Origin of the sequence: Chitinophaga pollutisoli (genome assembly GCF_038396755.1) — a bacterium.
GTDB classification, from domain to species: Bacteria; Bacteroidota; Bacteroidia; order Chitinophagales; family Chitinophagaceae; genus Chitinophaga; species Chitinophaga pollutisoli.
Genome location: NZ_CP149822.1, coordinates 4247001 through 4271160, shown reverse-complemented (window position 1 = coordinate 4271160; position 24160 = coordinate 4247001). Strand labels below are relative to the sequence as shown.

At 54.3% G+C, this 24160-nt stretch carries 28 protein-coding genes and 1 pseudogene; 15 read left to right on the top strand and 14 right to left on the bottom strand.

Annotation, left to right across the window (positions count from 1 at the left end; translation table 11 throughout):
- Window positions 1-8 precede the first annotated feature (8 nt).
- From WJU16_RS17945 to WJU16_RS17930, 4 genes are read left to right on the top strand one after another with little or no spacing between them, the layout of a single operon-like run.
- The gene (locus tag WJU16_RS17945) at window positions 9-368 is read left to right on the top strand and encodes a hypothetical protein (RefSeq protein WP_341834827.1); all 360 of its coding nucleotides are present in this window, start codon (window positions 9-11) and stop codon (window positions 366-368) included.
- A gap of 15 nt (window positions 369-383) precedes the next feature.
- A complete protein-coding gene (locus WJU16_RS17940) occupies window positions 384-749 on the top strand; it encodes a hypothetical protein (protein ID WP_341834826.1) in 366 nt (121 codons plus the stop codon).
- 9 nt (window positions 750-758) lie between these two features.
- A complete protein-coding gene (locus WJU16_RS17935) occupies window positions 759-1109 on the top strand; it encodes a hypothetical protein (protein ID WP_341834825.1) in 351 nt (116 codons plus the stop codon).
- A 42-nt stretch (window positions 1110-1151) separates the two neighbouring features.
- On the top strand, window positions 1152-1502 hold the full coding sequence (locus WJU16_RS17930; RefSeq protein WP_341834824.1) for a hypothetical protein: 351 nt from the start codon (window positions 1152-1154) through the stop codon (window positions 1500-1502).
- Here WJU16_RS17930 and WJU16_RS17925 read toward each other — a convergent pair whose 3' ends face one another.
- From WJU16_RS17925 to WJU16_RS17905, 5 genes and pseudogenes are all read right to left on the bottom strand, one after another.
- On the bottom strand, window positions 1503-2183 hold the full coding sequence (locus WJU16_RS17925; protein WP_341834823.1) for a 2-C-methyl-D-erythritol 4-phosphate cytidylyltransferase: 681 nt from the start codon (window positions 2181-2183) through the stop codon (window positions 1503-1505).
- Window positions 2184-2261: 78 nt separating this feature from the next.
- Window positions 2262-3311: a tRNA preQ1(34) S-adenosylmethionine ribosyltransferase-isomerase QueA gene (gene queA, locus WJU16_RS17920; RefSeq protein ID WP_298717294.1), complete on the bottom strand. Its 1050-nt coding sequence runs from the start codon at window positions 3309-3311 to the stop codon at window positions 2262-2264.
- 66 nt (window positions 3312-3377) lie between these two features.
- Window positions 3378-4595, bottom strand: a complete 1218-nt coding sequence (locus WJU16_RS17915; protein WP_341838674.1) for an ABC transporter ATP-binding protein — start codon at window positions 4593-4595, stop codon at window positions 3378-3380.
- Window positions 4596-5005, bottom strand: a pseudogene (locus WJU16_RS17910) (ATP-binding cassette domain-containing protein); the annotation flags it as partial.
- 95 nt (window positions 5006-5100) lie between these two features.
- Window positions 5101-5871 carry an AMP nucleosidase gene (locus tag WJU16_RS17905; RefSeq protein WP_341834822.1) on the bottom strand — a complete coding sequence of 257 codons (771 nt, stop codon included), beginning with the start codon at window positions 5869-5871 and terminating at the stop codon, window positions 5101-5103.
- Window positions 5872-5936: 65 nt separating this feature from the next.
- Here WJU16_RS17905 and WJU16_RS17900 point away from each other — a divergent pair, with 65 nt between their 5' ends.
- Window positions 5937-6410, top strand: a complete 474-nt coding sequence (locus WJU16_RS17900; RefSeq protein ID WP_341834821.1) for a type I restriction enzyme HsdR N-terminal domain-containing protein — start codon at window positions 5937-5939, stop codon at window positions 6408-6410.
- Window positions 6411-6498: 88 nt separating this feature from the next.
- Here WJU16_RS17900 and WJU16_RS17895 read toward each other — a convergent pair whose 3' ends face one another.
- From WJU16_RS17895 to WJU16_RS17880, 4 genes are all read right to left on the bottom strand, one after another.
- On the bottom strand, window positions 6499-7935 hold the full coding sequence (locus tag WJU16_RS17895; RefSeq protein ID WP_341834820.1) for a Glu/Leu/Phe/Val dehydrogenase: 1437 nt from the start codon (window positions 7933-7935) through the stop codon (window positions 6499-6501).
- 69 nt (window positions 7936-8004) lie between these two features.
- Window positions 8005-8262 (bottom strand): CcmD family protein, encoded by a 258-nt coding sequence (locus WJU16_RS17890; protein ID WP_298717305.1) that lies wholly within the window; start codon window positions 8260-8262, stop codon window positions 8005-8007.
- On the bottom strand, window positions 8255-8920 hold the full coding sequence (ccsA, locus tag WJU16_RS17885; protein ID WP_341834819.1) for a cytochrome c biogenesis protein CcsA: 666 nt from the start codon (window positions 8918-8920) through the stop codon (window positions 8255-8257). The genes WJU16_RS17890 and ccsA overlap by 8 nt, the downstream gene beginning before the upstream one ends.
- A 135-nt stretch (window positions 8921-9055) precedes the next feature.
- Complete coding sequence (locus WJU16_RS17880) at window positions 9056-9757, bottom strand: heme exporter protein CcmB (RefSeq protein WP_341834818.1); 702 nt, start codon at window positions 9755-9757, stop codon at window positions 9056-9058.
- A 32-nt stretch (window positions 9758-9789) separates the two neighbouring features.
- Here WJU16_RS17880 and accC point away from each other — a divergent pair, with 32 nt between their 5' ends.
- Together accC and WJU16_RS17870 are read left to right on the top strand one after the other, a co-directional pair.
- Complete coding sequence (accC, locus tag WJU16_RS17875; protein ID WP_341834817.1) at window positions 9790-11280, top strand: acetyl-CoA carboxylase biotin carboxylase subunit; 1491 nt, start codon at window positions 9790-9792, stop codon at window positions 11278-11280.
- 84 nt (window positions 11281-11364) lie between these two features.
- On the top strand, window positions 11365-11844 hold the full coding sequence (locus tag WJU16_RS17870; RefSeq protein WP_341834816.1) for a GtrA family protein: 480 nt from the start codon (window positions 11365-11367) through the stop codon (window positions 11842-11844).
- Between the two features lie 9 nt (window positions 11845-11853).
- Here the strand turns inward: WJU16_RS17870 and WJU16_RS17865 are convergent, their stop codons facing one another.
- Complete coding sequence (locus tag WJU16_RS17865; RefSeq protein WP_341834815.1) at window positions 11854-12429, bottom strand: thymidine kinase; 576 nt, start codon at window positions 12427-12429, stop codon at window positions 11854-11856.
- A gap of 115 nt (window positions 12430-12544) precedes the next feature.
- On the opposite strand from WJU16_RS17865, the gene WJU16_RS17860 reads away from it, so the two are divergent.
- Window positions 12545-13324: a hypothetical protein gene (locus tag WJU16_RS17860; protein ID WP_341834814.1), complete on the top strand. Its 780-nt coding sequence runs from the start codon at window positions 12545-12547 to the stop codon at window positions 13322-13324.
- On the opposite strand, the gene WJU16_RS17855 is transcribed toward WJU16_RS17860, so the two are convergent.
- Window positions 13294-14553: a glycosyltransferase N-terminal domain-containing protein gene (locus WJU16_RS17855; RefSeq protein WP_341834813.1), complete on the bottom strand. Its 1260-nt coding sequence runs from the start codon at window positions 14551-14553 to the stop codon at window positions 13294-13296. The two genes, WJU16_RS17860 and WJU16_RS17855, sit on opposite strands and share 31 nt — an antisense overlap.
- Before the next feature lie 104 nt (window positions 14554-14657).
- Here WJU16_RS17855 and WJU16_RS17850 point away from each other — a divergent pair, with 104 nt between their 5' ends.
- Genes WJU16_RS17850 through rfbD form a run of 6 tightly spaced genes read left to right on the top strand, consistent with a single transcriptional unit; the run spans window position 14658 to window position 20563 of the window.
- Window positions 14658-15785, top strand: a complete 1128-nt coding sequence (locus WJU16_RS17850; protein ID WP_341834812.1) for a DegT/DnrJ/EryC1/StrS family aminotransferase — start codon at window positions 14658-14660, stop codon at window positions 15783-15785.
- A 7-nt stretch (window positions 15786-15792) separates the two neighbouring features.
- Window positions 15793-17124 carry a UDP-glucose/GDP-mannose dehydrogenase family protein gene (locus WJU16_RS17845; protein ID WP_341834811.1) on the top strand — a complete coding sequence of 444 codons (1332 nt, stop codon included), beginning with the start codon at window positions 15793-15795 and terminating at the stop codon, window positions 17122-17124.
- Window positions 17121-18068 carry a UDP-glucuronic acid decarboxylase family protein gene (locus WJU16_RS17840; protein WP_341834810.1) on the top strand — a complete coding sequence of 316 codons (948 nt, stop codon included), beginning with the start codon at window positions 17121-17123 and terminating at the stop codon, window positions 18066-18068. The genes WJU16_RS17845 and WJU16_RS17840 overlap by 4 nt, the downstream gene beginning before the upstream one ends.
- Window positions 18069-18087: 19 nt before the next feature.
- Entirely contained in the window at window positions 18088-19143 is a 1056-nt protein-coding gene (rfbB, locus tag WJU16_RS17835) for a dTDP-glucose 4,6-dehydratase (RefSeq protein ID WP_341834809.1), read from the top strand.
- Window positions 19143-19703, top strand: coding sequence for a dTDP-4-dehydrorhamnose 3,5-epimerase (gene rfbC / locus WJU16_RS17830; RefSeq protein WP_341834808.1), 561 nt, complete (start codon window positions 19143-19145; stop codon window positions 19701-19703). The genes rfbB and rfbC overlap by 1 nt, the downstream gene beginning before the upstream one ends.
- Window positions 19704-19714: 11 nt before the next feature.
- Window positions 19715-20563: a dTDP-4-dehydrorhamnose reductase gene (gene rfbD / locus WJU16_RS17825; RefSeq protein WP_341834807.1), complete on the top strand. Its 849-nt coding sequence runs from the start codon at window positions 19715-19717 to the stop codon at window positions 20561-20563.
- Window positions 20564-20567: 4 nt separating this feature from the next.
- On the opposite strand, the gene WJU16_RS17820 is transcribed toward rfbD, so the two are convergent.
- Window positions 20568-21221, bottom strand: coding sequence for an ABC transporter ATP-binding protein (locus WJU16_RS17820; RefSeq protein WP_341834806.1), 654 nt, complete (start codon window positions 21219-21221; stop codon window positions 20568-20570).
- A 97-nt stretch (window positions 21222-21318) separates the two neighbouring features.
- Between WJU16_RS17820 and WJU16_RS17815 the strand changes: the two genes are divergently transcribed.
- Entirely contained in the window at window positions 21319-21540 is a 222-nt protein-coding gene (locus WJU16_RS17815; RefSeq protein ID WP_012794455.1) for a DUF2795 domain-containing protein, read from the top strand.
- Window positions 21541-21630: 90 nt separating this feature from the next.
- Here WJU16_RS17815 and WJU16_RS17810 read toward each other — a convergent pair whose 3' ends face one another.
- Together WJU16_RS17810 and recN are read right to left on the bottom strand one after the other, a co-directional pair.
- Window positions 21631-22446 (bottom strand): SDR family oxidoreductase, encoded by an 816-nt coding sequence (locus WJU16_RS17810; protein ID WP_341834805.1) that lies wholly within the window; start codon window positions 22444-22446, stop codon window positions 21631-21633.
- A 48-nt stretch (window positions 22447-22494) separates the two neighbouring features.
- Window positions 22495-24147 (bottom strand): DNA repair protein RecN, encoded by a 1653-nt coding sequence (gene recN / locus WJU16_RS17805; RefSeq protein ID WP_341834804.1) that lies wholly within the window; start codon window positions 24145-24147, stop codon window positions 22495-22497.
- Window positions 24148-24160 lie beyond the last annotated feature (13 nt).

The window sequence follows — 24160 nt, the reverse complement described above, 5'->3', positions numbered from 1 at the left end:
ACGCGAACATGAAAAACAGGCTTATTTTATTGCCGGCATTCATTGCCCTGGTTTCCATTTCCTGTAAAAAGAAAGACAAACCGCCTTCCCCTTCCCGCGCTTTACAATACAATCAAACGCAATGCATCGACCCCTGGCACCCCAAGGTCAGAAGCTTTCATCCCGACTATGCTCAAAAGCTGAAAGCCTGGATGGAAGCGGAAACCGGGGAAACCATCGCGAAACTGGAAGTGAAAAATGTTGGCGGCGACAAGTTCGTAGGCTGCGATGCCTGTCCCCCGGGTATGCGATTTATTTATGGCCAGCCAACGGCGACGCACAAAAATTTATCGATCTCGGATTTTTCAAACCCTGAGCTCTTTATTTAAAATCAACCTGATACTATGAAGTACAAGCTGCAGCTATTCCTTATCGCCTTTATGGCAACCGTTTCCTGCAACAAAGACAGCAAGCCCCCTAAAATGGAAGACGCCCTCGTTTACAGCGAAACTCAGTGCGCCGATCCCTGGGCCATGGATGTCCCGCGGACGGGAAAAGATTTCAATAAACAACTCAAAACCTGGCTCCATACCAAAACCAAGATCGCGATACTGACCGCCAAAAGAGATGTGATCCCGGAGAAAATACGGTTATGCGCCGCCTGCACCTGCCTCACGGGCAATACGATTTACGTTTGGGTACCCGATGGTTCCGAACAGGCATTCCTGGATATGGGCTTTAAACGTGCTTCGGAACTTCAACTGGATTAAACCTGAAATATGAAATTCACACTTCTCTGCTTACTTGCCACCGCCGCCATGGCCACCGGTTCCTGCAAAAAAGACAAGAAATCCCCCAAACTGGCGGATGCTTTTCAATACATCGAAACCGTCTGTAGCGCCCCCTGGGCGAAAGATATCGCTCCTGGCGCCGCTTCGTTCAACCAGACACTTGAAAAATGGCTGGAAACTGAAACCGGCGTCGATATCAGCACGCCGTTCCGTAAAATGTATCCTGAAAAAACGCAGATATGTTATGCATGTTCCTGCACAACGGGCAACGTCATTTACGTATGGCCGCCGGCGGGTTCGGAACAAAAGTTTATCGACCTGGGATTCACCAGACCTTAACTTTTCCTATCTTCCCGGCGTTTTTAAACAAACAATGTATTCATGAGGAAAGGTTTACTCCTGCTGTTGACCGGTTTTATGCTGGTTAATGTATCGTGTAATAATGACGAACAAATTGAACCTTTGGGTGATACCCTGGTGATGGACGAAACCCAATGCAACAACCCCTGGTCGCAGGACATCGACCGCTCCAGCGCGAATTTCCAGGCAGAGCTCGACGCGTGGCTGGAAGCGAAAACCGGCATCACCATCGCTACCCCTTTCCGCAAAAGCGTAGCAGGTAAAGCACAGAATTGCCTGGAATGCGGTTGCAGGACAGGCAACGTCATTCACATCTGGCCACCCAACGGCAAGCAACAAAAGTTCATTGCGATGGGCTTCAAAAAAGGCTGATTATTTGTTCGTGGCAAGCAAAACCTCCGCGATCGCAAGATCCAGCGGACGGGTGATTTTGATATTTCGCTCCTCCCCTTCCACCAGGTGGATCTCCGCCCCAAACCGTTCAGCCACGCTGGCTTCGTCGGTGAACAGGGGATCATACGGCTGTCCGAAAGCAGGCAGCAATTGCTCGGACAGGAACGTCTGCGGTGTCTGGATAATACGGAAACGGCTTCGGTCGACCGCCAGGTTGCCTTCATCATCCACTTCCCGGAGACTATCTTTCACCTCTATGGCAGGAATGGCGTTCCCTTTCGCCAGGGCGCCTTCGCAACAGCGCCGGACCAGTTCGGGCGAAATCAGCGCCCGCACACCGTCATGAACGAAAACCACGGCAGGTTCGGTAATGGTGGCCAGTCCGTTTTTCACGGAATGAAAGCGCGTTTCACCCCCATGCACAATGGTGATGGAAGGCGGCGCGTCGAAGGAAACAAGTAATGGTGCGATGTATGCACTATGTGCTTCGGGGATGACGAGCACGATCCGGATATCCGGGTAGGCGTGGCGGAATGCATTGATGGTATGGTGCAGAACGGGTTTGCCACCGATTTCCATGAATTGTTTGGGGATGGTGCTTCCCATCCGGAGGCCGGAGCCACCGGCTACGATGACCGCTATCTTTTTCCTGTCTGGCATACTGCGAAATAAGGATATTTTGATAAAAAAAGGCAAACAGTGAACGCTGTTTGCCTTTTTTAAAATCTGTTGGCCGGATCAAATGATGAGCATGGCGTCGCCATAGCTGAAGAACCGGTATTTTTCCTTGATGGCCTGCTGGTAAGCTTCCATGATCAGGTCGTAGCCGGCGAAGGCGCAAACCATGATAAGAAGGCTCGTTTTGGGCAGGTGGAAGTTGGTTACCAGTGCGTTGGGAATCGAGAAGTCGTAGGGAGGATGGATAAAGGTGTTGGTCCAGCCTTCCGCTGCCTTCAGGTGATTCTGCGCAGTAACGGAAGATTCTACGGCGCGTACCGAAGTGGTACCTACGGCGCAGATCTTGCGGTTTTCTTCTTTCGCCTTATTCACGATTTTCACCGCATATTCATCGATGTGGAAATATTCCGCATCCATTTTATGCTTGCTCAGGTCTTCCACCTCGATGGGGCGGAAGGTGCCCAGGCCGGTGTGAAGGGTTACTTCAGCGAACTTCACGCCTTTGATCTCCAGGCGTTTGATCAGCTCGCGGCTGAAGTGAAGACCAGCGGTGGGAGCGGCTACCGCACCTTCGTACTTGGCGTACACGGTCTGGTAACGTTCCTTGTCTTCTTCCTCCGGCTTGCGCTTGATGTACTTCGGCAGCGGGGTTTCGCCCAGGCTGTCCAGTACGGCCTTGAACTCTTCGTCGTTCCCTTCGAACAGGAAACGGATGGTACGGCCGCGGGAAGTGGTGTTGTCGATCACTTCCGCCACCAGGCTCTCATCATCTCCAAAATACAGCTTGTTGCCTACGCGGATCTTCCGGGCCGGATCAACGATAACGTCCCACAGACGGTTTTGCTTATTCAGCTCACGAAGCAGGAACACTTCGATTTTCGCACCGGTCTTCTCCTTACGGCCGTACAGACGCGCGGGAAACACTTTCGTGTTGTTCACGATCATTACGTCCTTGTCGTTGAAATAACCCAGAATGTCTTTGAAAACCTTGTGCTCGATTTTGCCAGTGGCGCGGTTTACAACCATCAGGCGGCTCTCGTCTCTTGTCTTGGAGGGATGTTGTGCGATCAGGTTTAACGGCAGATCGAACTTGAATTGTGATAATTTCATATTACGGTATGAATGAATTTAAAGTCTGCAAAGGTACGAATAATAATGCATTTATGAAAATAAGGTTCACCGGCCCGGAATCGCCGCGATCAATTCCTTTGTGTACGCCGAAGCCGGACGGTGATACACTTCCTCCGCCGGGCCCATTTCCGCGATCTTCCCTTTTTGCATTACCATCATCCGGTCGCTCATAAAATGTACAACAGACAGATTATGAGATATAAAGATATACGTGAAATTAAACTCGTGTTGAAGCGCCCGCAGCAGGTTGAGTACCTGCGCCTGAACGCTCACGTCCAGCGCCGACACCGACTCGTCGCAAATAATAAATTCCGGATGCAATGCCAGGGCCCTTGCGATTACGATCCGCTGCCGCTGCCCGCCGGAGAACTCATGGGGGTAACGGTGGTAATGTTCCGGCAACAACTGTACCTTTTCCAGCAGCTCCAGCACCTTGTCCCTCCTTTCCCGGTCGTTTCCATACAAGCCGTGCACCTGCAACGGTTCGAGGATCGCCTGGCCCACGGTCATCCGGGGATTCAGCGAGGAATAAGGATCCTGGAAGATCAGCTGGATGTTTTTCCGCATATCGCGCAGCTCCGCCGCGGAAAGCGACAGCAGATCCCTGCCGCGGTAACGTATAGCGCCGTGCGTGGGCTCCACCAACCGCAGGAGCGTCCGGCTCAATGTCGTTTTCCCACAACCGGATTCGCCCACCAGTCCCAATGTTTCCCCTTCCCGGACTGTAAAACTGATATCATCCACCGCTTTCGTCCAATGTTTCACTTTCCCGAAAAGCGTTCTACCCGTAGGGAACCAGGTGCTGAGGCTCTCCACTTCCAGTAACGGCGGCCTTTCCAACAACATTTCCTGCCGCGCCCGCATCTCCGGCTCCGGCATCTCCAGGGAACGCACGAAAGCGTTTACTTCCACGGGCTCACGGCTGCCTGTGAAATCATTCACCACAGGCAGGCGGCGCAGGCGGAGATCCAGCGGAGGCCTACAGGCCAGCAGGCCTTTCGTATAAGCATGGACTGGCTGTTCGAAAATGGGTTTCACCGCCCCTTCTTCCACAATCTCACCTTTGTACATCACCACTACCCGGTCGGCGATCTCCGCGATCACACCGAGGTCGTGGGTGATGAAGACAACGCTCATCCCCATTTCGCGCTGCAATTCCTGCAGCAGTTCGAGAATCGTTTTCTGTACGGTTACATCGAGCGCCGTGGTGGGCTCGTCGGCGATCAGGAGCCGCGGGCCGCAAGAAATCGCCATCGCGATCATGACGCGCTGCTTCTGCCCCCCGACAATTCGTGCGGATATTTTCCATACGCCTCATCAGGCCGGGGCAAGCGCACGCGTTCGAACAACGCGATGGTTTGCCGGCGGGCTTCGCGGGGCGATACTTTCTTGTGTAATATGATGGCTTCCGCCACCTGCTTCCCACAGGTATGTAGCGGGTTAAGGCTGGTCATGGGCTCCTGGAAGATCATAGCGATCTCATGCCCACGGTAATGCCGCATGGCGGCTTCCGGCAAGCGGAGCAGGTCCTGCGGCGGCTGACCGGCGGGCTGAAAAATGATCTCTCCTTCACTGATGCGCCCCGGCGCGGCAATAAGCCGCATGATACCAAGTGACGTTACCGATTTTCCAGAACCGGATTCTCCCACGATGCCCAGGATTTCGCCCGGCATTACGTCGAACGAAATATGGTTGACGGCGGTAACCGCATGGTCTTCGCCACGGAAATCAACGGTAAGGTTGCGGATGGAAACCAACGGTACAGGGCTCAAAACAAGAGGTGTTTAACGGTTTGGTGGCTGTTGATGAGATTTTTGAGGGAATCGATGCCAATGCGCAGGTGCCGGTCCACGTACTCGGTCGTCACTTTTTTATCACTTTCCTCAGTTTTCACGCCTTCGGGCACCATCGGCTGGTCGGAAACGAGGAGGAGCGCGCCGGTAGGGATTTTATTATAGAAACCTACCGAAAAGATGGTCGCCGTTTCCATATCGATAGCCATGGCGCGGATCCGCTCCAGGTATTTCTTAAAATCGGCATCGTGCTCCCAAACACGGCGATTAGTACTGTAGCAGGTGCCGGTCCAGTAGTCGCACCCGAATTCGCGGATGGTGGTGGAAATAGCTTTTTGCAGGGCAAATGCCGGTAGGGCAGGCACTTCCGCCGGGAAGTAGTCGTTCGACGTACCCTCGCCGCGGATAGCCGCGATCGGCAGGATGAGGTCGCCGATACTGTTTTTCTTCTTCAACCCACCGCATTTCCCCAGGAACAGCACCGCCTTCGGCGCAATGGCGCTGAGCAGATCCATGACGGTTGCCGCGCCGGGGCTGCCCATCCCGAAATTGATGATGGTGATATCGCCTGCCGTACAGCATTGCATGGGACGGTCGGCGCCAACGATCTTGGCGTTGTTCCACTGGGAGAATTGCAGTACGTAATTGGTAAAGTTGGTGAGCAGGATGTGAGACCCGAAGTTCTCCAGTTTCTCACCCGTATAACGGGGCAGCCAGTTAGCTACTATCTCTTCTTTCGTCTTCATAGCCTTTTGACAAGTGAATGTAATGTTTTTTCGGCAAAAAGCCATCCAATCCCTAGTTTCGCGGTATGATATCCATCCGTTTTCCGCAACCCGATTTCAAGATCACGGCTACCAACGGCCGGGAAATGATTTACGATCCATACCGCAAAAAATACGTGACGCTCACGCCGGAAGAATGGGTTCGGCAGAATTTCCTGAACTACCTGGTGAAATCCCGCGAGTACCCGGGGGCATTACTGAGCATCGAGAAAGAGCTGCACCTGGGCGAGCTGCGCAAGCGCTGCGATATCGTGGTCTATTCCCGGGAAGCCACACCATGGATGATCGTGGAATGCAAGGAAATGGGCGTTCCGCTGAAACAGCCGGTGCTGGAGCAGATCGTGCGGTACCATATGGCGCTGCCCGTTCCCTGGCTGGTGATCACCAATGGCGTCAACACCTGGTGCTGCCGCCTCGATAATTCCGCCGCCAGCTGGGTGTTCGAACATGACTTGCCGGATTACCCGCCCGTTGCCCCGCCTGCCCCGGCGGAAGATTGACAGCATATTGAAATTCAATTTTCTATATAAAAAGTAACGGCCGGGCAAAATGCCCGGCCGTTGTCGTACAGTCCATATGTGTGCAAAATCAGGGGAAAATACCGAGTTGCTCGTAAGCGGAGCCCACCTTATCGATGGCGCAAACGTAAGCGGCGGTACGCATATCCTTGATTTTTTTGTGCTCGAGAGATTTCTCACGTACTTCGTGGAGGGCGGTGATCATGGTTTCTTCCAGGCCGGAATACACCAGGTCCACTTCATCCGCGCCGTGGGCGATGAATTTGCGTTCTTTCTCGGAAACTTTTTTGCCGGTCAGTTCCTCGATCTGGCCGAGGATGTGGATGTTCATGTTTTCGTCGAAGCGTTTGCCGAGGCGGCCGTAGCGCACATGGCTGAGGTTTTTCAGCCATTCGAAGTAAGAAACGGTTACACCGCCGGCGTTGAGGAACATGTCAGGTACTACGATCACGCCTTTTTTGGAAAGGATGTCGTCGGCTTCGGGCGTAATGGGGCCGTTGGCGGCTTCACCGATGATTTTCGCCTTGATGCGGGGGGCGTTTTCCTCGTGGATAACGTTCTCGAGGGCTGCGGGGATGAGGATGTCGCAATCCATTTCGAGGCCGTCGGTATTCTTTTTAAGGTTTTTGGCGCCGGGGAAGCCGGTGATGGAACCGGTTTCGTTGCGGTGTTTCAGCACGGCGTCGGGGTCGAGGCCTTTCTGGTTGTAGATGGCGCCGTCCCACTCGATGAGGCAGATTACTTTGGCGCCGGCTTCGTGGAAGTATTTTGCGGCGTGGTAGCCCACGTTGCCCATACCCTGTACCACAACGGTTTTACCTTCGAGGCCGGGCTCGAGGCCGAGGCGCTTCATATCTTCTTTCACGTTACAGAGTTCGCGCAGACCGTAGAATACACCGAGGCCGGTGGCTTCTTTACGGCCGCGGACGCCGCCCTGGGAAACGGGTTTGCCGGTCACGCAGCCATAGCCGTCGATCTCACCGGGGCGCAGCGACATGTAGGTATCCAGGATCCAGCTCATTTCGCGTTCGCCGGTGCCATAATCAGGCGCGGGAACGTCGATGCCGGGGCCAATGAAGTTCTTCTTTACCAGTTCGGCCGTGTAGCGCCGGGTGATATTTTCGAGCTGGAAGGGAGAATAGTTGCGGGGATTGATGCGGATACCGCCTTTTGCGCCGCCGAAGGGCACATTCACGATCGCGCATTTGTAGGTCATGAGTGCGGCGAGGGCCATCACTTCGTCCTGGTTCACTTCTTCGCTGAAGCGGATACCACCTTTACAGGGCAGTTTGTGATGGGAGTGCTGCACACGGTAAGCCTCGATCACCTCGATGCCATCGCCCACACGCACAGGGAATTTCATGCGGTAAACGGCGTTGCATGCCTTGATCTGCTCGAGAATCCCGGATTCCCATTTGGTGAATTGCGCGGCCTTGTCGAAACTCATTTCCACGCTGTGGAAAAAGTTATAGTGCGGTTCTTGCGTCAGCATTTTAGCTTTAGCCATAAAAAACGGTTTAGATATGTTGTTTTGGTGTTGTAAGCAGACTTGTAAGGAAGGGACGCGCTAAAAAGGCTATTTTTCTTTTTCCAGCCGGGAGATTTTTCGATCGAGCCGTACCAGGTATAACGTTATACAGCTGAAAATGATCACCAGGATGCCCACGGCCACATAAATTTTGCTGTCGCTGCGGAAAAATTCGTTCACGGCGCCGGTTTCGGTGTTTTGCTGGGACGCGGCATCCTGGACTACGGTGGTAGTTTCCTGGCCGAAGGCTACGGAAACGAGGAGCAGGAATGCGGCGAAGAGGGAAACGGATATTCTGTTAACCATGAAGGATATTTTTAAGAGCCAATCTTTTATAACGGTTGCGAAGGGTATAGATCCAGATGCCGAGCAGGGTAAAGCCGAGGAAGGCGGGCCAGAGCACCATTTTGATAGTACCGGCGGTGTCTTTATCGCTGAACCCCGGGCTGCTGGCGCTTCCCGGATGCAGGGAATCCACCGTGCGGGGGATAATGTAAGTCAGGGGAATGAGCAGGGCGAACGCGAATACATTGTAGATCGCCGAAACCCGGGCCCTTTTGTCGATGTCGGTGAACGACATGCGGAGCACCAGGTAAGCCATGTAGATCGCCAGTGCGATGGCAGTGGTCATCTGTTTGGGATCGTTCACGATAGTGCCCCCCCAGGTATAGGTGGCCCAGAACATCCCCGTCAGGAACCCCATTACCCCGAACAACACGCCAACGCTGGCGGCGCTGGAAGCGCGCACGTCGCGGCGGAGGTCGTTGGTAGCCAGGTACCAGATGGAATTAACGACGGATATCGTGAGCAGGGTATACATTGCCATCCACATCGGCAAGTGAAAGAAGATGCTGCGGGCAGCCTGCTGATTGTTGCCGATAACCGGCACCGGAACCAGGAATCCTCCGACGATCACATAAAGCAGGAGCAGTACGGAGAGTATTTTCCACCAATTTTTAGCCATTACTCTAATGAAATATTGGGGGCAAACCTACACGTTTATCCGCTAACGGCAAAGCAAATTGAGGATTTTGATGAACCTGCAAAGCAGGCCTTCCGCATTGAATAATCCGCACCCCGGAAGGTATTTTGTTGAATTTTATTCTTTCCAGAGGAATGGAAAGAGGATCAGCGCCAGCGCCACCACCAGTACATCGAGCCCTGCCAGCATGAGGAACATCCCCCCCAGCCCGGGCTGCACCACCGGCGAAAACGCGCTCTGGGAAATATTATTCAGCAATATCAGCACCGGCATGATCAGCGGAAAACCCATGATCGCCATGAGCGCCGCATTCTGGCTCGCCTGCGCCGCGATCGCCGCCAGCATCGTGAACAATACGCTCAAACTCACCCCGCCCAGCAGCACCACACCCAGGAAATACAACGGCTTCGCCAGCGGGTTCCCCAGGAAAAGTATGCAGCACACCAACGTCACCACCGAAAATAACATCATCAGCAACACGTTGTAAATCAGCTTCGCGGCAATAAAATAACGCGGGTGGACCAACGAATAAAAATACAGCAGCCGCCCCCGGTTCTCCTGCACGAAACTCTTCGCCACCGCATTCACGCACACAAACAACTGCACCACCCAGAACATCGCGTTCCACATCCTTTCCTCCGGCTCCCGCACCATCAGGTTGATGACGAAAACCGTCGAAAACACATACAATAAAATGCCGAAAAGGGCGTGGCGTTGCCGCCATTCAAGCAACAGGTCTTTGCGGACCAAAGCGTATATCTGGGAAATGGGACTTTTCACGCGGCAAAGATAACTTTGATCCGCCAATTTGAAATCCATTAACTTTAGCGCTTTATCGCAATGTTTTGACCATGAAGAAAATCGTTGTCGCCAACAGGGGAGAAATAGCACTGCGCGTTATGCGCTCCGCCAGGGAAATGGGAATCGCCACCGTAGCCGTATATTCCGAAGCCGACCGAACCATGCCATTTGTGCAGTATGCCGACGAAGCCGTTTGCATCGGTCCCGCGCCATCCGCGCAGAGTTACCTGCTGGGCGACAAGATCATCGCCGTTGCGAAATCCACCGGGGCAGACGCCATCCATCCCGGATACGGCTTCCTCAGCGAAAACGCCCGCTTTGCGCAGGCTGTTGAAGACGCCGGGCTCATTTTCATCGGCCCTTCCGCATCCAGCATCGAAACCATGGGCAGCAAGCTCGCGGCCAAACAAGCGGCGCAAAAATTCGGGGTGCCTATGGTGCCCGGCACTGAAACGCCGCTCAAAAGCCTGGAAGAAGCGAAGGAAGTGGTAAAGAAAACCGGTTTCCCCATCCTCATTAAAGCTTCTGCCGGCGGCGGCGGGAAAGGCATGCGCGTGGTGGAAAAGGAAAGCGAACTGGAAGAACAGATCCGCCTCGCCAAAAGTGAAGCCCTCAGCGCTTTCGGTGACGACGCCGTTTTCATCGAAAAATACGTGGGCTCGCCCCGCCATATTGAAATACAGGTGCTGGGCGACCGCCACGGCAACGTGGTGTACCTCTTCGAAAGGGAGTGCTCCATCCAGCGCCGCCACCAGAAATTGATCGAGGAAGCTCCTTCCTCCTGCCTCACCCCTGACATCCGCCAGGCCATGGGCCAGTGCGCGGTAGACGTAGCCCGCGCCTGTAATTACCACGGCGCCGGAACAGTGGAATTCCTGGTCGACGAAAAACTGAATTTCTATTTCCTCGAAATGAATACCCGCCTGCAGGTAGAGCACCCCGTCACCGAAATGATCACGGGCCTCGACCTGGTGAAGGAACAGATCCGCGTAGCCCGCGGCGAAAAGCTTTCCTTCGGGCAAAACGATCTGACAATCAATGGCCACGCTATCGAACTGCGGCTCTGCGCCGAGGATCCGGCGAATAACTTCCTGCCCGATACGGGCCGGCTGGAAACGTATATCCGTCCGCAGGGCCCCGGCGTGCGGGTTGATGACGGATATGAGGCAGGGATGGATATTCCTATTTTTTACGACCCGATGATCTCCAAGCTGATCGCCTGGGGGGCCGACCGCGATGAGGCCCGGCTGCGGCTGATCCGCGCCATCGACGAATACCGGGTGACCGGTATTAAGACCACGTTGCCGTTCGGCAAATGGGCATTGCAGCAGGCGGCGTTCATCGAAGGGAATTTCGACACCAACTTTATTGCCCGTTACTTTACCCCGCAGGCCCTGGAGGCTTCGCCGGAAGATGATGCGGCCCGCGCGGCGGCCATCCTGGCAGCCGTTCTCTGGGAACAGCCCGCTGCTGCCGCTCCGCAGCTTAATGGCAGCGCAAAAGCACCTTCGGCCTGGAAGCAGCGCCGGCGGGTACGTTAGGCGGATCCAAAAGGGATGTTAAAAAAGCGGATTTCGGGTCCGGGATTTCCTTTTTCGTTTGTAGCTTTGCCACGTTTTTACGCAATGAAGCATCTCATTTTAAATATCCTCACCTTCTTTTACAGGCCATTTGCGAAGGTGATGCCATTCCAGACCTTCCGTTACCTTGCTTGCGGAGGGGGGAATACGGTGCTGGATATCTTCCTGTTTTTCGTTTTTTACAACTTCGTGCTGAACAAGCAGGTGGTGGAGTTGCCGTTCATTGCGCTAAGCCCGCACATTGCGGCCGTGTTCATGGCATTTCTGGTGAGTTTCCCGACGGGGTTCCTGTTGAACAAATACATCGTGTTTTCTGATTCCAACCTGCGCGGGCGGGTGCAGCTTGCGAGATATTTCCTGCTCGTGGCCGTGTGCCTGCTGATGAATTACGTGCTGATGAAGCTTTTCGTGGATTATTGCCATTTCTACCCCACCATAGGCAAAATCCTGACAACGGTTGTTGTCGTATGTTTCAGTTATATTACCCAGAAGAAATTTACGTTTAAAGTGAAGGTAGAGCCCTGAGCTGCGGGCTCAGACAGCATCGCCTTTGGCGTAGCAATGCCGGCAGCGGGGCTCGTAGTGGTCCTTTTCGCCGAGCAAAACCCTCTGCGATCCGGCGGAGAGCCGGTAGGAATGCGTGGCGATGTTGCCGCAACGCACACAAATGGCATGTAGTTTGGTAATATACTCCGCCTTGGCAAGCAGGGCGGGAATGGGACCGAACGGTTCGCCGCGAAAGTCCATATCGAGGCCGGCCACGATCACACGGATGCCCTGGAGGGCAAGCTGGTCGCAGACGTTGGGAAGTTCCATGTCGAAAAACTGGGCTTCGTCGATCGCGACAACGTCGGTACCCTGTCCGAGGAGGAGCATTTGTTGCGAGCTTTCCACCGGGGTGGAAAGGATGCGCGAATCGTTGTGTGAGACAATATCTTCATGATCGTACCGTACATCCATGGCGGGTTTAAAGATTTCAACGGACAGGTTGGCAATCTTCGCCCGGTTCAGCCGGCGGATCAGTTCCTCCGTTTTACCGGAAAACATCGATCCGCAAATCACTTCGATCCAACCTCTCCGGCCTCCTGTAAGCGAAGGTTCAATAAACATATTGTATTATTTTGACTAACAAGTGGTTAAAAAAGTATAACTTAGTTGCAAATAAAATAATTATTTCCGGACTTCGTTATCATCACAGATTTACGGAACAAAATTCAATTAACGCATGGAAAAGATAAATGCATTAATTGACAAACTGCAGGAATTGAAAAATTCTGCTGCGAGTTTGCAATCCATGTCCTACTACACACAGTTGCTGCAGGCGGAAATCCTCCACCAGCGGAATCTTCAGAAGCAGAGCGAGCTATCTTCCCATGGTCACGTAGCCGTGATTATGCCGGCGCACGTTCATGTTTCCGAACCGGTTCCCGCGCCGCCGCCCCCCGCGCCTGTTCCCGTTACGCCCGCCGTTGCGGCGCCTGTTGCAGCGATGGCTACCAACGGCCATGCGAACGGCTATGCGCCCGACCGCGTTCCCGTGAAGCAGGTGCGCCCTGCACCGGAGAAGCCGGCGGCCAGCGCCACCCTCTTCGATCCCCTTCCTCCCCAACCGCAGCCGCAACTGCAGCCTCAACCCGCACCGGCGCCGGCTCCGGAAGCCAATGGCATTCGCCGCGACCTGAACGAACTGGTGGCCCAGCCCACCGCGTCGCTCAACGACCGGTTCAGCGGTAAAAACATGGAAATAGGAGAAAAAATCGGCAGCATGGGCGTTCCCGACCTCAAAAGCGCAATCGGGATCAACGACAAGTTCCAGTTTATGGAAGCCCTCTTCCGCGGCGATAAAACCATGTACGAGCGCTCGGTGAAAACCATCAACGAATGCGCCAGCCTGCAGGAAGCGGAATACTGGATCGAGCGGGAACTGAAAATTAAATTGGGGTGGGACGAGTCCGACCCCGTGGCGCAACACTTCTACTCGCTCGTCAGGAAGCGTTTCTCCTGAATATACCCCATGATTTTTTCGGTAGCGCCTTTGTGGTCTTCCACGAAGCGGGCGGCGATCTCCGATGTCTGCCCGTAATAAAAGGGATCGTTCAGCGCCTCGATGGCCCTGGCCAGTTCTTTCGCGTTTTGTATTACGATGGCGCCTCTCAGGTGCACCAGCATTTCCGCTTCGAAAAATTGCTGGTATACCGGCCCGATAATCACCGGCCGGCCGTACGTAGCCGGCTCCAGGAGGTTATGAATCCCTGCTTTTCCGAATCCCCCGCCCACATAAGCCACCCGGCTATAACGGTACAAGGCCGACAGCATGCCCACATTATCAATCACCAGCACATCCGGCTGGCGGCCGTTCAGTCGTGAAAAACGCACGGCATCCGGGAATAAAGCCTGGATGTTTTCCAGGTGGGCCGCATCGATCTCATGGGGCGCCAGCACCAGTTGTCTCCCTTCCTTCCCGCCACCATACCACCATTCCGCCAGGAGCGCCTCGTCAGCCTCCCAGGTGCTACCCGCCACGAGCACTTTCTCCAGCCGGAGCGCCGATTCGATAGCCGGGAGGGCCACCGGTTGCTGCCGGAGCGCCCAAACGCGGTCGAACCGGGTATCCCCCGCCAGCGTAACCGCTTTTATGCCGATGTTGTGGAGCAGGGTAATGGAAGTTTCGTTCTGGACGAAAAGATGATCCATTTTCCGTAGGAGATCCTTGAACATGGGAACACCACCCCAGGGCCTGAAAAACAACTGTTTATGCCGGAAAATCCCAGAAATGAGAAGCACCGGCACCTTCCTGGCGTAAAGGCCGGCGAGGAAGTGGTACCAGAATTCGTATTTAATGAAAATCGCCAGTTGCGGGCGTACCAGGTCCAGGAAGCGGGCCGCGTTTTCCGGGGTATCGAGGGGCAGGTAGCAGATCACGTCGGCGCCGGGCCAGTTTTTCCGGACTTCATACCCCGAGGGGGAAAAGAAAGTAAGCACGATGCGGTGGCTGGGGTACCTGGCCCGGAGGGATTCCAGTACAGGCCTCCCCTGCTCAAACTCTCCCAGCGAAGCGGCATGCACCCAGATCGCGGGTTTCCGCTCTGCCACAGCAGCCTCCAGTTCAGGCCAAAGCCGCTCCCGGCCTTCGATCCAGGCTTTCGCCTTCACCTTCCCGGAACGGGCCGCCAGCCCTACGCCGGCCCTGAAAAGCCGGATGCCCATGTTATACAAAAAAATCGATACGCCCACGCTATTGAACTTTAATGAGATAAAAAGTAAATATGGTGCAAAGATAGTCTCTGCAGCCTAACCCAAAATTTGTAAATTTGCCGTCTCATAAAAAGACATCGTTCATGGTTCCTATTCAGATGGTGGATTTAAAACGCCAATACAACAAAATTAAACCGCAGGTAGACGCTGCCATGCTGGAAGTCCTTGAAAGCGCCGCATTTATCAATGGGGCGCCCGTGCAGCAATTCGCACAGGAACTCGGCCAATACCTGGGAACCAGGCATGTCATCCCCTGCGCCAATGGCACCGATGCCCTCCAGATCGCCATGATGGCCCTGGGCTTCCAGCCGGGCGACGAGGTTATCACGCCTTCTTTCACCTTCATCGCCACCGCGGAAGTCATCGCCCTTTTGCAACTGAAACCGGTGTTTGTGGACATCGATCCCAAAACCTATTGCATTGACCCGCAGGCAATTGAAAAAGCCATTACGCCGAAAACGAAAGCCATCGTGCCCGTACACCTTTACGGCCACAGCGCGGATATGGACAGCATCATGGAAATCGCCGAAAAGCACGGCCTGTACGTGATCGAAGACAATGCGCAGGCCATTGGCAGCGATTATACCACGAAAAACGGCATCACCAAAAAGGCCGGCACCTTTGGCCACATCGGTTGCACTTCCTTCTTCCCCAGCAAAAACCTGGGCTGCTATGGCGACGGCGGCGCGCTCTTCACCGACGACGACGCACTGGCCGCGAAGATCCGCATGGTAGCCAACCATGGGCAATCCGCCCGTTATTACCACGATGAGGTAGGCGTTAACAGCCGCCTTGATACCCTGCAGGCCGTGGTGCTCCGCATCAAACTGCAACAGCTCGACAGCTACATCGCCGCCCGCCGCAAAGTAGCCGCAGCTTACGACGCAGCTTTCGCCGGCAGCCCGTACATCATCACCCCCTACCAGGCGCCCAACCAGGTACACGTTTTCCACCAGTACACGTTGCAGGTGGAAGGTAAAGACCGCAACGAACTGCAGGCTTACCTGGCAGCGAAAAATGTGCCCGCGATGATCTATTACCCCGTTCCCGGCCACCGCCAGAAAATGTTCGAGGGCATGACCGAAACCAATCAGCACCTTCCTGTTACCGATACACTCACCTCAAAGGTTATTTCCCTACCAATTCATACGGAAATGGACCCGGAGCAACTGGAACACATTATCGCTTCAATTCAATCATTTTTAAATTAATCCCAACATGAAAATTACCGTAGTAGGTACCGGGTATGTGGGTCTTGTGACCGGCACCTGTTTTGCAGAAACAGGGAACGATGTAACCTGTGTCGACATCGATGTTAAAAAAGTGGAAAAGCTCTCTTCCGGCCAGGTTACTATTTATGAGCCCGGCCTGGAAAAACTGTTTGAGCGCAACCTGAAAGAAGGGCGCCTGCATTTCACGACCAACCTGGAAGAAGGCATCAGTGAAGCAGCCGTGATTTTTCTGGCGCTTCCCACGCCTCCTGGGGAAGACGGTTCCGCCGATCTTTCCTATATCCTGAAAGTGGCCGACCAGCTGGGTCACCTGCTGAAGGATTATAAAATCATTGTAGACAAGAGCACCGTTCCTGTGGGAACCGCCGATAAAGTGCACGCAGCCATCGCTAAAAACGCAACCGTGGATTTCGACGTGGTATCCAACCCCGAGTTCCTCCGCGAAGGCGTGGCCGTGGAAGACTTTATGAAGCCCGACCGCGTGGTAATCGGTACTTCTTCCGAAAGGGCGCGCAAGATCATGGCCGACCTTTATGCGCCGTTCGTGCGCCAGGGCAACCCTGTAATTTTCATGGATGAAAAATCCGCTGAACTGACCAAGTACGCCGCCAACTCCTTCCTCGCCACCAAAATTTCGTTCATGAACGAGATCGCTATCCTGTGCGAGCGCCTGGGTGCAGACGTGGATATGGTACGCCGCGGTATCGGCAGCGACGATCGTATCGGCAAACGCTTCCTCTTCCCCGGTATCGGGTATGGCGGCAGCTGCTTCCCGAAAGACGTGCAGGCGCTGGTAAAATCTTCGCAGACCGTGGATTACGATTTCCGTATCCTGAATGCGGTGATGGACGTGAACGAAGCACAGAAAGTATTCCTGCTGCCCAAAATCGAATCTTATTTCGAAAATAACCTCCAGGGGAAACATTTCGCGCTGTGGGGCCTGGCCTTCAAGCCCAATACTGACGACATCCGCGAAGCCCCGGCTTTATACATTATCGACCGCCTGCTAGCCGCCGGCGCAACCGTTTCGGCCTTCGACCCCGAAGCCATGCCGAACGTAAAGCAGTTGCTGGGCGACCGCATCCATTTCGCCGAGCATCAGTACGACGCGCTGGATAACGCCGATGCATTAATCATCGCCACGGAATGGAGCGTGTTCCGCACACCTGATTTCGAAAAAATCCGCACCAATCTGAAAGACCAGGTAATATTCGACGGCCGCAACCTGTTCGAATCCCCGCGCATGCAGGAACTTGGATTTCATTACGAAAGCGTGGGACGCCAGGCCGTTACCCGTTTAAACTCTATATCAAAATGAATAAAAAACGTATACTGATCACCGGCGCTGCCGGATTTCTCGGCTCCCACCTCTGCGACCGTTTTATAAAAGAAGGGTTTCATGTGATCGGGATGGATAACCTCCTCACCGGCAACATCAAAAACATCGAGCATCTTTTTCCGTTAAAGGAATTCGAATACTTCCACCATGATGTGACCAAGTTCGTCCATGTACCCGGCGAGCTCGATTACATCCTTCACTTCGCATCTCCCGCCAGTCCGATCGACTATCTCAAGATGCCGATCCAGACGCTGAAAGTGGGCTCCCTGGGCACGCACAACCTGCTGGGCCTCGCGAAGGAGAAGAAGGCGCGCATCCTGGTGGCGTCTACTTCTGAAGTGTATGGCGATCCCAACGTTCACCCGCAGCCCGAAGAATACTGGGGCAACGTAAACCCGGTAGGGCCGCGCGGCGTATACGACGAAGCCAAACGCTTTATGGAATCTATTACCATGGCTTACCACAATTTCCATGGCGTGGATACCCGCATCATCCGCATCTTCAACACCTACGGCCCGCGCATGCGCCTCGACGACGGCCGTGCATTGCCCGCCTTCATGAGCCAGGCGCTCACCGGTCAGGACCTCACCGTATTCGGCGACGGTTCGCAAACGCGTTCGTTCTGCTATGTAGACGATCTGGTGGAAGGGATTTTCCGCCTGTTGATGAGCGACTACCATCTGCCCGTCAACATCGGCAACCCGGCGGAAATCTCCCTGCTCGAGTTCGCGGAGGAGATCATCAAGCTGACCGGCACGAACCAGAAAATCGTGTTCCAGCCGCTGCCGAAAGACGATCCGAAACAGCGCAAACCGGATATCACGAAAGCGAAGGAACTCCTGGGCTGGTCTCCGAAAGTCGACCGCGCGGAAGGGCTCAAGATCACTTACGAATATTTCAAACAGGCGCTCGGTAAAGCCTGAGTCAATATTTATTAGCCGCATGAAGAAAAAAATTTTGATAACAGGGGGAGCCGGTTTCATCGGCTCCCATGTTGTCAGGTTATTTGTCAATAAATATCCTGACTATCAAATTGTGAACGGGGACGCGCTGACATATGCCGGCAATCTGGAAAATCTGAATGATGTTCAGGACCAACCCAATTACATTTTCGAGAAAGCCGACATCACGGACGAAGGCGCCATCAATGCCCTGTTCGGGAAATACACTTTCGACGGCGTAATCCACCTGGCTGCGGAAAGCCATGTAGACCGCTCCATTCAGGACCCGCTGGCCTTCATCCGCACCAATGTACTCGGTACAGCAGTGCTACTGAATGCCGCGCGCAGATTTTGGAAAGACAGCACCGAAGGGAAACGTTTCTATCATGTGTCTACCGACGAAGTATATGGTTCCCTGGGCGAAGAAGGCTTCTTCACGGAAGAAACTGCTTACGATCCACGGTCGCCGTATTCCGCATCCAAAGCCAGCTCCGACCACTTCGTGCGCGCATATCACCACACCTACCATCTGCCCGTTGTGTTGAGCAACTGCTCCAACAATTACGGTTCCCACCATTTCCCGGAGAAACTCATCCCACTGGCTATCCACAACATCCGCAACAACAAGCCCATCCCCGTTTACGGAACCGGCGAAAACGTGCGCGACTGGCTGTTTGTGGATGATCACGCCCGTGCGATCGACACCATCTTCCACCATGGTAAAAATGGCGAAACATATAATATCGGCGGTTTCAACGAATGGAAAAACATCGATCTCATCCGTTTGCTTTGCCAGATCATGGACGGCAAGCTGGACCGCGAACCGGGAACCTCCGCGCAGCTGATCACTTTCGTGAAAGACCGCGCCGGCCACGACCAGCGTTACGCCATCGATGCGTCCAAACTCAACAAGGAACTCGGCTGGTCGCCTAGTTTGCAGTTCGAAGAAGGGCTGGAGAAAACCGTTGATTGGTACCTGGCCAACCAGGAATGGCTCGACCATGTGACCAGCGGCGCTTATAAAAAATACTACGAAGAACAATACCAGCAACGATAATGCCTTTAACAGCCACCGGCTTCCCGGGTCTGTTCGTGTTTGAGCCTGTAGTGCACCACGACGACCGCGGATATTTTTTTGAAAGCTACAATGCCAATACCCTGCACAAAGAAGGGATCGACGTCGCATTTGTGCAGGACAACCAGGCGCGCTCTACTTACGGCGTGCTGCGGGGGCTGCATTTTCAGCACGCGCCTTATGCCCAGACCAAGTTGATCCGCGTGCTGGAAGGAAGTATTATGGATGTGGTGGTGGATATCCGCAAGGGATCTCCAACTTACGGACAGGTGTACTGCCTGGAAATGTCGGCCGAAAACCGTTTACAGCTGCTGGTTCCGCAGGGGTTTGCGCACGGATATTCCGTGTTGAGCCCCATTGCTGAAGTGCTTTACAAATGCGATAACTTTTACCATAAGGCGAGCGAGGGCGGCATCCGTTACAACGATCCCGCGCTGAACATTGACTGGGGCATCCCCCTGGCCGACGCCGTGATTTCCCCGAAAGATGCAGAACTGCCCTTCCTGGCGGATTGCCCACATCATTTCACTTTTCAGCCTTAAAAACAGACGCCATGAAAAACATACTGGTTACAGGTTCCAAAGGACAACTAGGCATTGCATTGCAAGCCGTTTCTTCCCGCTTCCCCGGCTTTACCCTGATCCCCGCCGGCCGCGACGATCTCGATATTTCAGATGCCGACGCCATCAGCGATTATTTCAGCAGCCATGACTTTGACGCAGTGGTAAACTGCGCTGCTTACACGGAAGTGGATAAAGCGGAAACGGAAGAAGATGCAGCCTTCCTGCTGAACTTCCAGGCGCCCCTGTTGCTGGCGGAAGCCGCACTGGCCAAAGGTTGCATGTTTATTCACTTGTCCACCGACTACGTTTTCGACGGCCGCAGCAGCCGGCCCTATACTGAAGATGCCGAAACTTCCCCGCAAACCATTTACGGCGCCTCCAAGCTCCGTGGCGAAGCGGCGGTACTGGGCACAAACCCTGGCGCCATCGTGCTCCGCACGTCGTGGTTGTACTCCCAAAACGGGACGAATTTCGCCCTGCGCATGCAGGAACTGATGAAGGAAAAAGAAAGCCTTAATGTGGTCTTCGACCAAACGGGTACGCCTACGTACGCGCCCGACCTCGCAGTGGCCATTTTCACCATACTCTCCCATCCTGCCCCTGAAGGCGGCATTTACCACTTCAGCAACGAAGGCGTGGCTACCTGGTACGATTTCGCGGTGGCGATAAAGGAACTGACCGGCGCTGCATGCAAACTGCAACCCGTCACCTCCGAACAGTACCCCACGGCGGCAATGCGCCCGGCTTACAGCGTGCTGAACAAAGGAAAGATCAAAGCGGCTTTCGGGCTGGAGATCCCTTACTGGAAAGACAGTTTGGCAGTATGCCTCGGAAAATAATACTTCAGGAAACTATTTTTCCGTCCTTCATGACGAGTTGCCGGTCGCTGAGCGTGGCCAGCTCCTCGTTATGGGTGACGATAATAAACGTTTGACCGAACTGGTCGCGGAGCTGGAGGAACAGCTGATGCAGTTCCCTGGCATTGTGGGAGTCGAGGTTGCCGGTGGGTTCGTCGGCCATCACGATGTCGGGTTTATTGATGAGGGCCCTGGCCACGGCAACGCGTTGTTGTTCGCCTCCCGAGAGCTGGTTAGGACGGTGATCCAGACGGGAAGAGAGCCCCAGGGTGTCCAGCAAATACGCCGCCCGCTCCCTGACTTCACTTTTACGGGTGCCGGCGATAAAGCCCGGGATACACACGTTTTCGAGGGCGCTGAATTCCGGCAGCAGGTGATGGAACTGGAAAATGAAACCGATGTGGCGGTTCCGGAAATCTGCCAGCGCATCTCCTGCCAAATGGCTGGTTTGCACGTCATTGATGAAGATTTCCCCGCCTGAAGGCGCATCCAGCGTGCCGAGGATATGCAGCAACGTACTTTTCCCCGCCCCGGAAGACCCCACGATCGTAACAATCTCCCCTTTACTGACAGAAATATCTACCCCCTTTAAAACCGGCAGGTTGGAATAATTTTTGGTGACATTGCGAGCAACAAGCATAACCGAACGATAAATAGCCGTTAAAATAGTAATAGTTGTTTATTTCAAATTAAATAATACTTTTGCGAAAATTTGGAAAAGTAAAAATTTATATACGATGTACTGGACCTTAGAACTAGCGTCGTACCTGGAGGATGCTCCATGGCCGGCCACAAAAGACGAACTCATAGATTACGCCATCCGCTCCGGTGCACCCATCGAAGTTATCGAAAACCTTCAGGAACTGGAGGATGAAGGGGAAATTTATGAGGGCATTGAGGATATTTGGTCTGACTATCCGTCGCAAGACGACTTCTTCTTCAACGAAGACGAATACTAAGACACCGTATTCCTATGCTGCAAAAATTAAACCGTCCTGGTGAGGAACTCTCCGGGACGGTTTTTATTTTTTTCCCCGAAGGGCCAAGTATTATTTTTCGTTCATGGACTCAATCACGGCTGCGGAAACCCCTGTGAAGGAGAAGCCACCATCGTGGAAAAGATTCTGCATCGTAACCATGCGGGTGTAGTCGGAGAACAGGGTCACGGTGTAATCCGCGCACTGGTCGGCGGAAGCGTTACCCAGCGGGCTCATTTTATCCGCGTAGGAGATGAAGTCGCCGAAACCTTTCACACCGCTGCCTGCCGTAGTACGGGTGGGCGATTGTGAAATGGTGTTGATACGCACCTTCTTCGCCACGCCGTAGTGGTAGCCGAAGCTGCGAGAGATGGATTCCAGCAGGGACTTGGCGTCCGCCATGTCGCTGTAATCGGGGAATACGCGTTGTGCGGCGATGTAGGTCAGCGCCACCACGGAGCCCCATTCATTGAGGGCGTCCAGTTTGTAGGCGGTTTGCAGCACACGGTGGAGCGACATCGCGGAGATATCGAACCCTTTGTGCATAAAGTCGTAATCCAGGTCGGTATAGGGCTTTCCTTTGCGGACGTTGATACTCATACCAATGGAATGCAGCACGAAATCGATCTTACCGCCGAAATGCTCCATGGATTTGGTGAACAGGTTGTTCAGGTCGTCCATGCTCGTTGCGTCGGCAGGTATTACCGGGGCATTGCAGGCTTCAGCCAGCTTGTTGATCTCACCCATGCGCAGCGCAATCGGAGCGTTGGTCAGCACGATCTGGGCGCCTTCTTCCACGCAACGCACGGCTGTTTTCCAGGCAATGGAATTTTCATCCAGCGCCCCAAAGATGATCCCTTTCTTCCCTTGTAATAAGTTATGAGCCATTGATTAAAATTTGGGCAAATTTAGCAGTTATAGTCGAAAATTGAAATCTTATTGCATAACCATCTCCCGGGCGTTCTCCAGCGCCGCCTGCGTAGGCTTTTCCCCGCCCAGCATCTTGGCGATGGCCGTGATCCGTTCATCCTGTGAAAGCAGGCGTACGCCTGTTTTCACCTTGTCGTCCACCAATTGTTTGTACACAAAGTAGTGTGCATCGGCCTTGCCGGCCAGTTGGGGCTGGTGGGTGATGCAGATCACCTGGTGCCCGCGGGCCAGCTCTTTCATGATAATCCCCACCTGTTTGGCCGCTTCGCCTGAAATGCCGGTATCGATCTCGTCGAAAATGAGCGTGGGCAAGGAAACCGAACGGGCCACCAGCGACTTGATACACAACATCAGCCGGCTGAGCTCCCCGCCCGAAGCCACCTTCCGGATGGGCCCGAACTGGTTGCTGCGGTTGGCGTCGAACAGGAACTCAATGTTATCCTTCCCGTAGGCCTGCAAGGCCCCTTCCGCGATATCCACCCGGAGGCGGGCATTGGGCATGCCTACCTGCGCCAGCAAGGCATTCACCCTGGCTTCGAACGGCTCCGTCTGCGCCTTGCGCTGTTCGGACAGCTTTTGCGCGTCCAGCTCCAGCACTTCCTGGCACGCTGCCAGCTGCCGCTCGGTATCCCGGATCCGGTCGTCGAGGTTGAGGACGCCGTCGAGCTTCTCCTGCAGGCTGTCGCGGATGGCCAGCAGCGCCGCCGTATCCTGTACGCCATGCTTCTTCATGAGTTTGTAGGCGAGCGCCAGGCGCTCGTTTAGCTGCTCCATCCGCTCGCCGTCGAACTGCACGCCGTCGTTGAGACGCTCCACTTCGGAGGCGAGGTCCTGCAGCTCGAGGTAGCTCGACTGCATCCTTTCCGCCAGCGGGGGCACGTCTTTATGGAAGCCGGCTAGGCCCTGGAGACTTTGTTGCAGCTGGCGGAGCTGTTGGAGGAGAGGCTGTTCGTCTTCCTTCAGCTGGAAATAGATCCGGTTGAGCGTGCCTTTGATCTCTTCGGCGTGCCCCAGCAGCTGCTGCTCTGCTTCGAGGCTTTCTATTTCGTTTTCCTGCAGATTGATGTCGAGCAGCTCGTCGAGCAGGAACTTGTTATAATCGGCTTCTTTGTTGGCATTATCACGGAGGGCGTTCATTTCCCGGAGTTCTTTCTGCAGGCGGGCGTATTGCGTGAAGCGTTTTCCATAAGCCTGGAGGAGGTCCGTATGCCCGGCGAGGGCGTCCACCACTTCGCGCTGGAAGTTGGACTTCCCGACTTCCAGGGTATCGAACTGCTGGTGAAGGTCTACCAGCAGGGCGCTGAGTTCCTGGAGCTGGGAGAGGTTGACGGGCGTATCGTTGATGAACGCGCGTGACTTGCCGGCGGCGCTGATTTCACGGCGGATGATCACGGGGTCGTCGAGATCGAGCTCGTTGGCATCGAAGAAGGGCTGCACCTGTGCCGTTTTCACGCGGAATGCGCCTTCAATGACGCATTTACGGGTTTTATCGAACAATACGGCGGGATCGGCCCTTTCGCCGAGGATAAGGCTCAGGGCGCCCAACAGAATGGATTTACCGGCGCCGGTTTCGCCGGTGATGACGTTAAGGTTGCCGGCAAAGTCGACTTCCAGTTCGTCGATGATCGCGTAATTCTGAATAACCAGGCGGTATAACATATCAGTGTTGTTC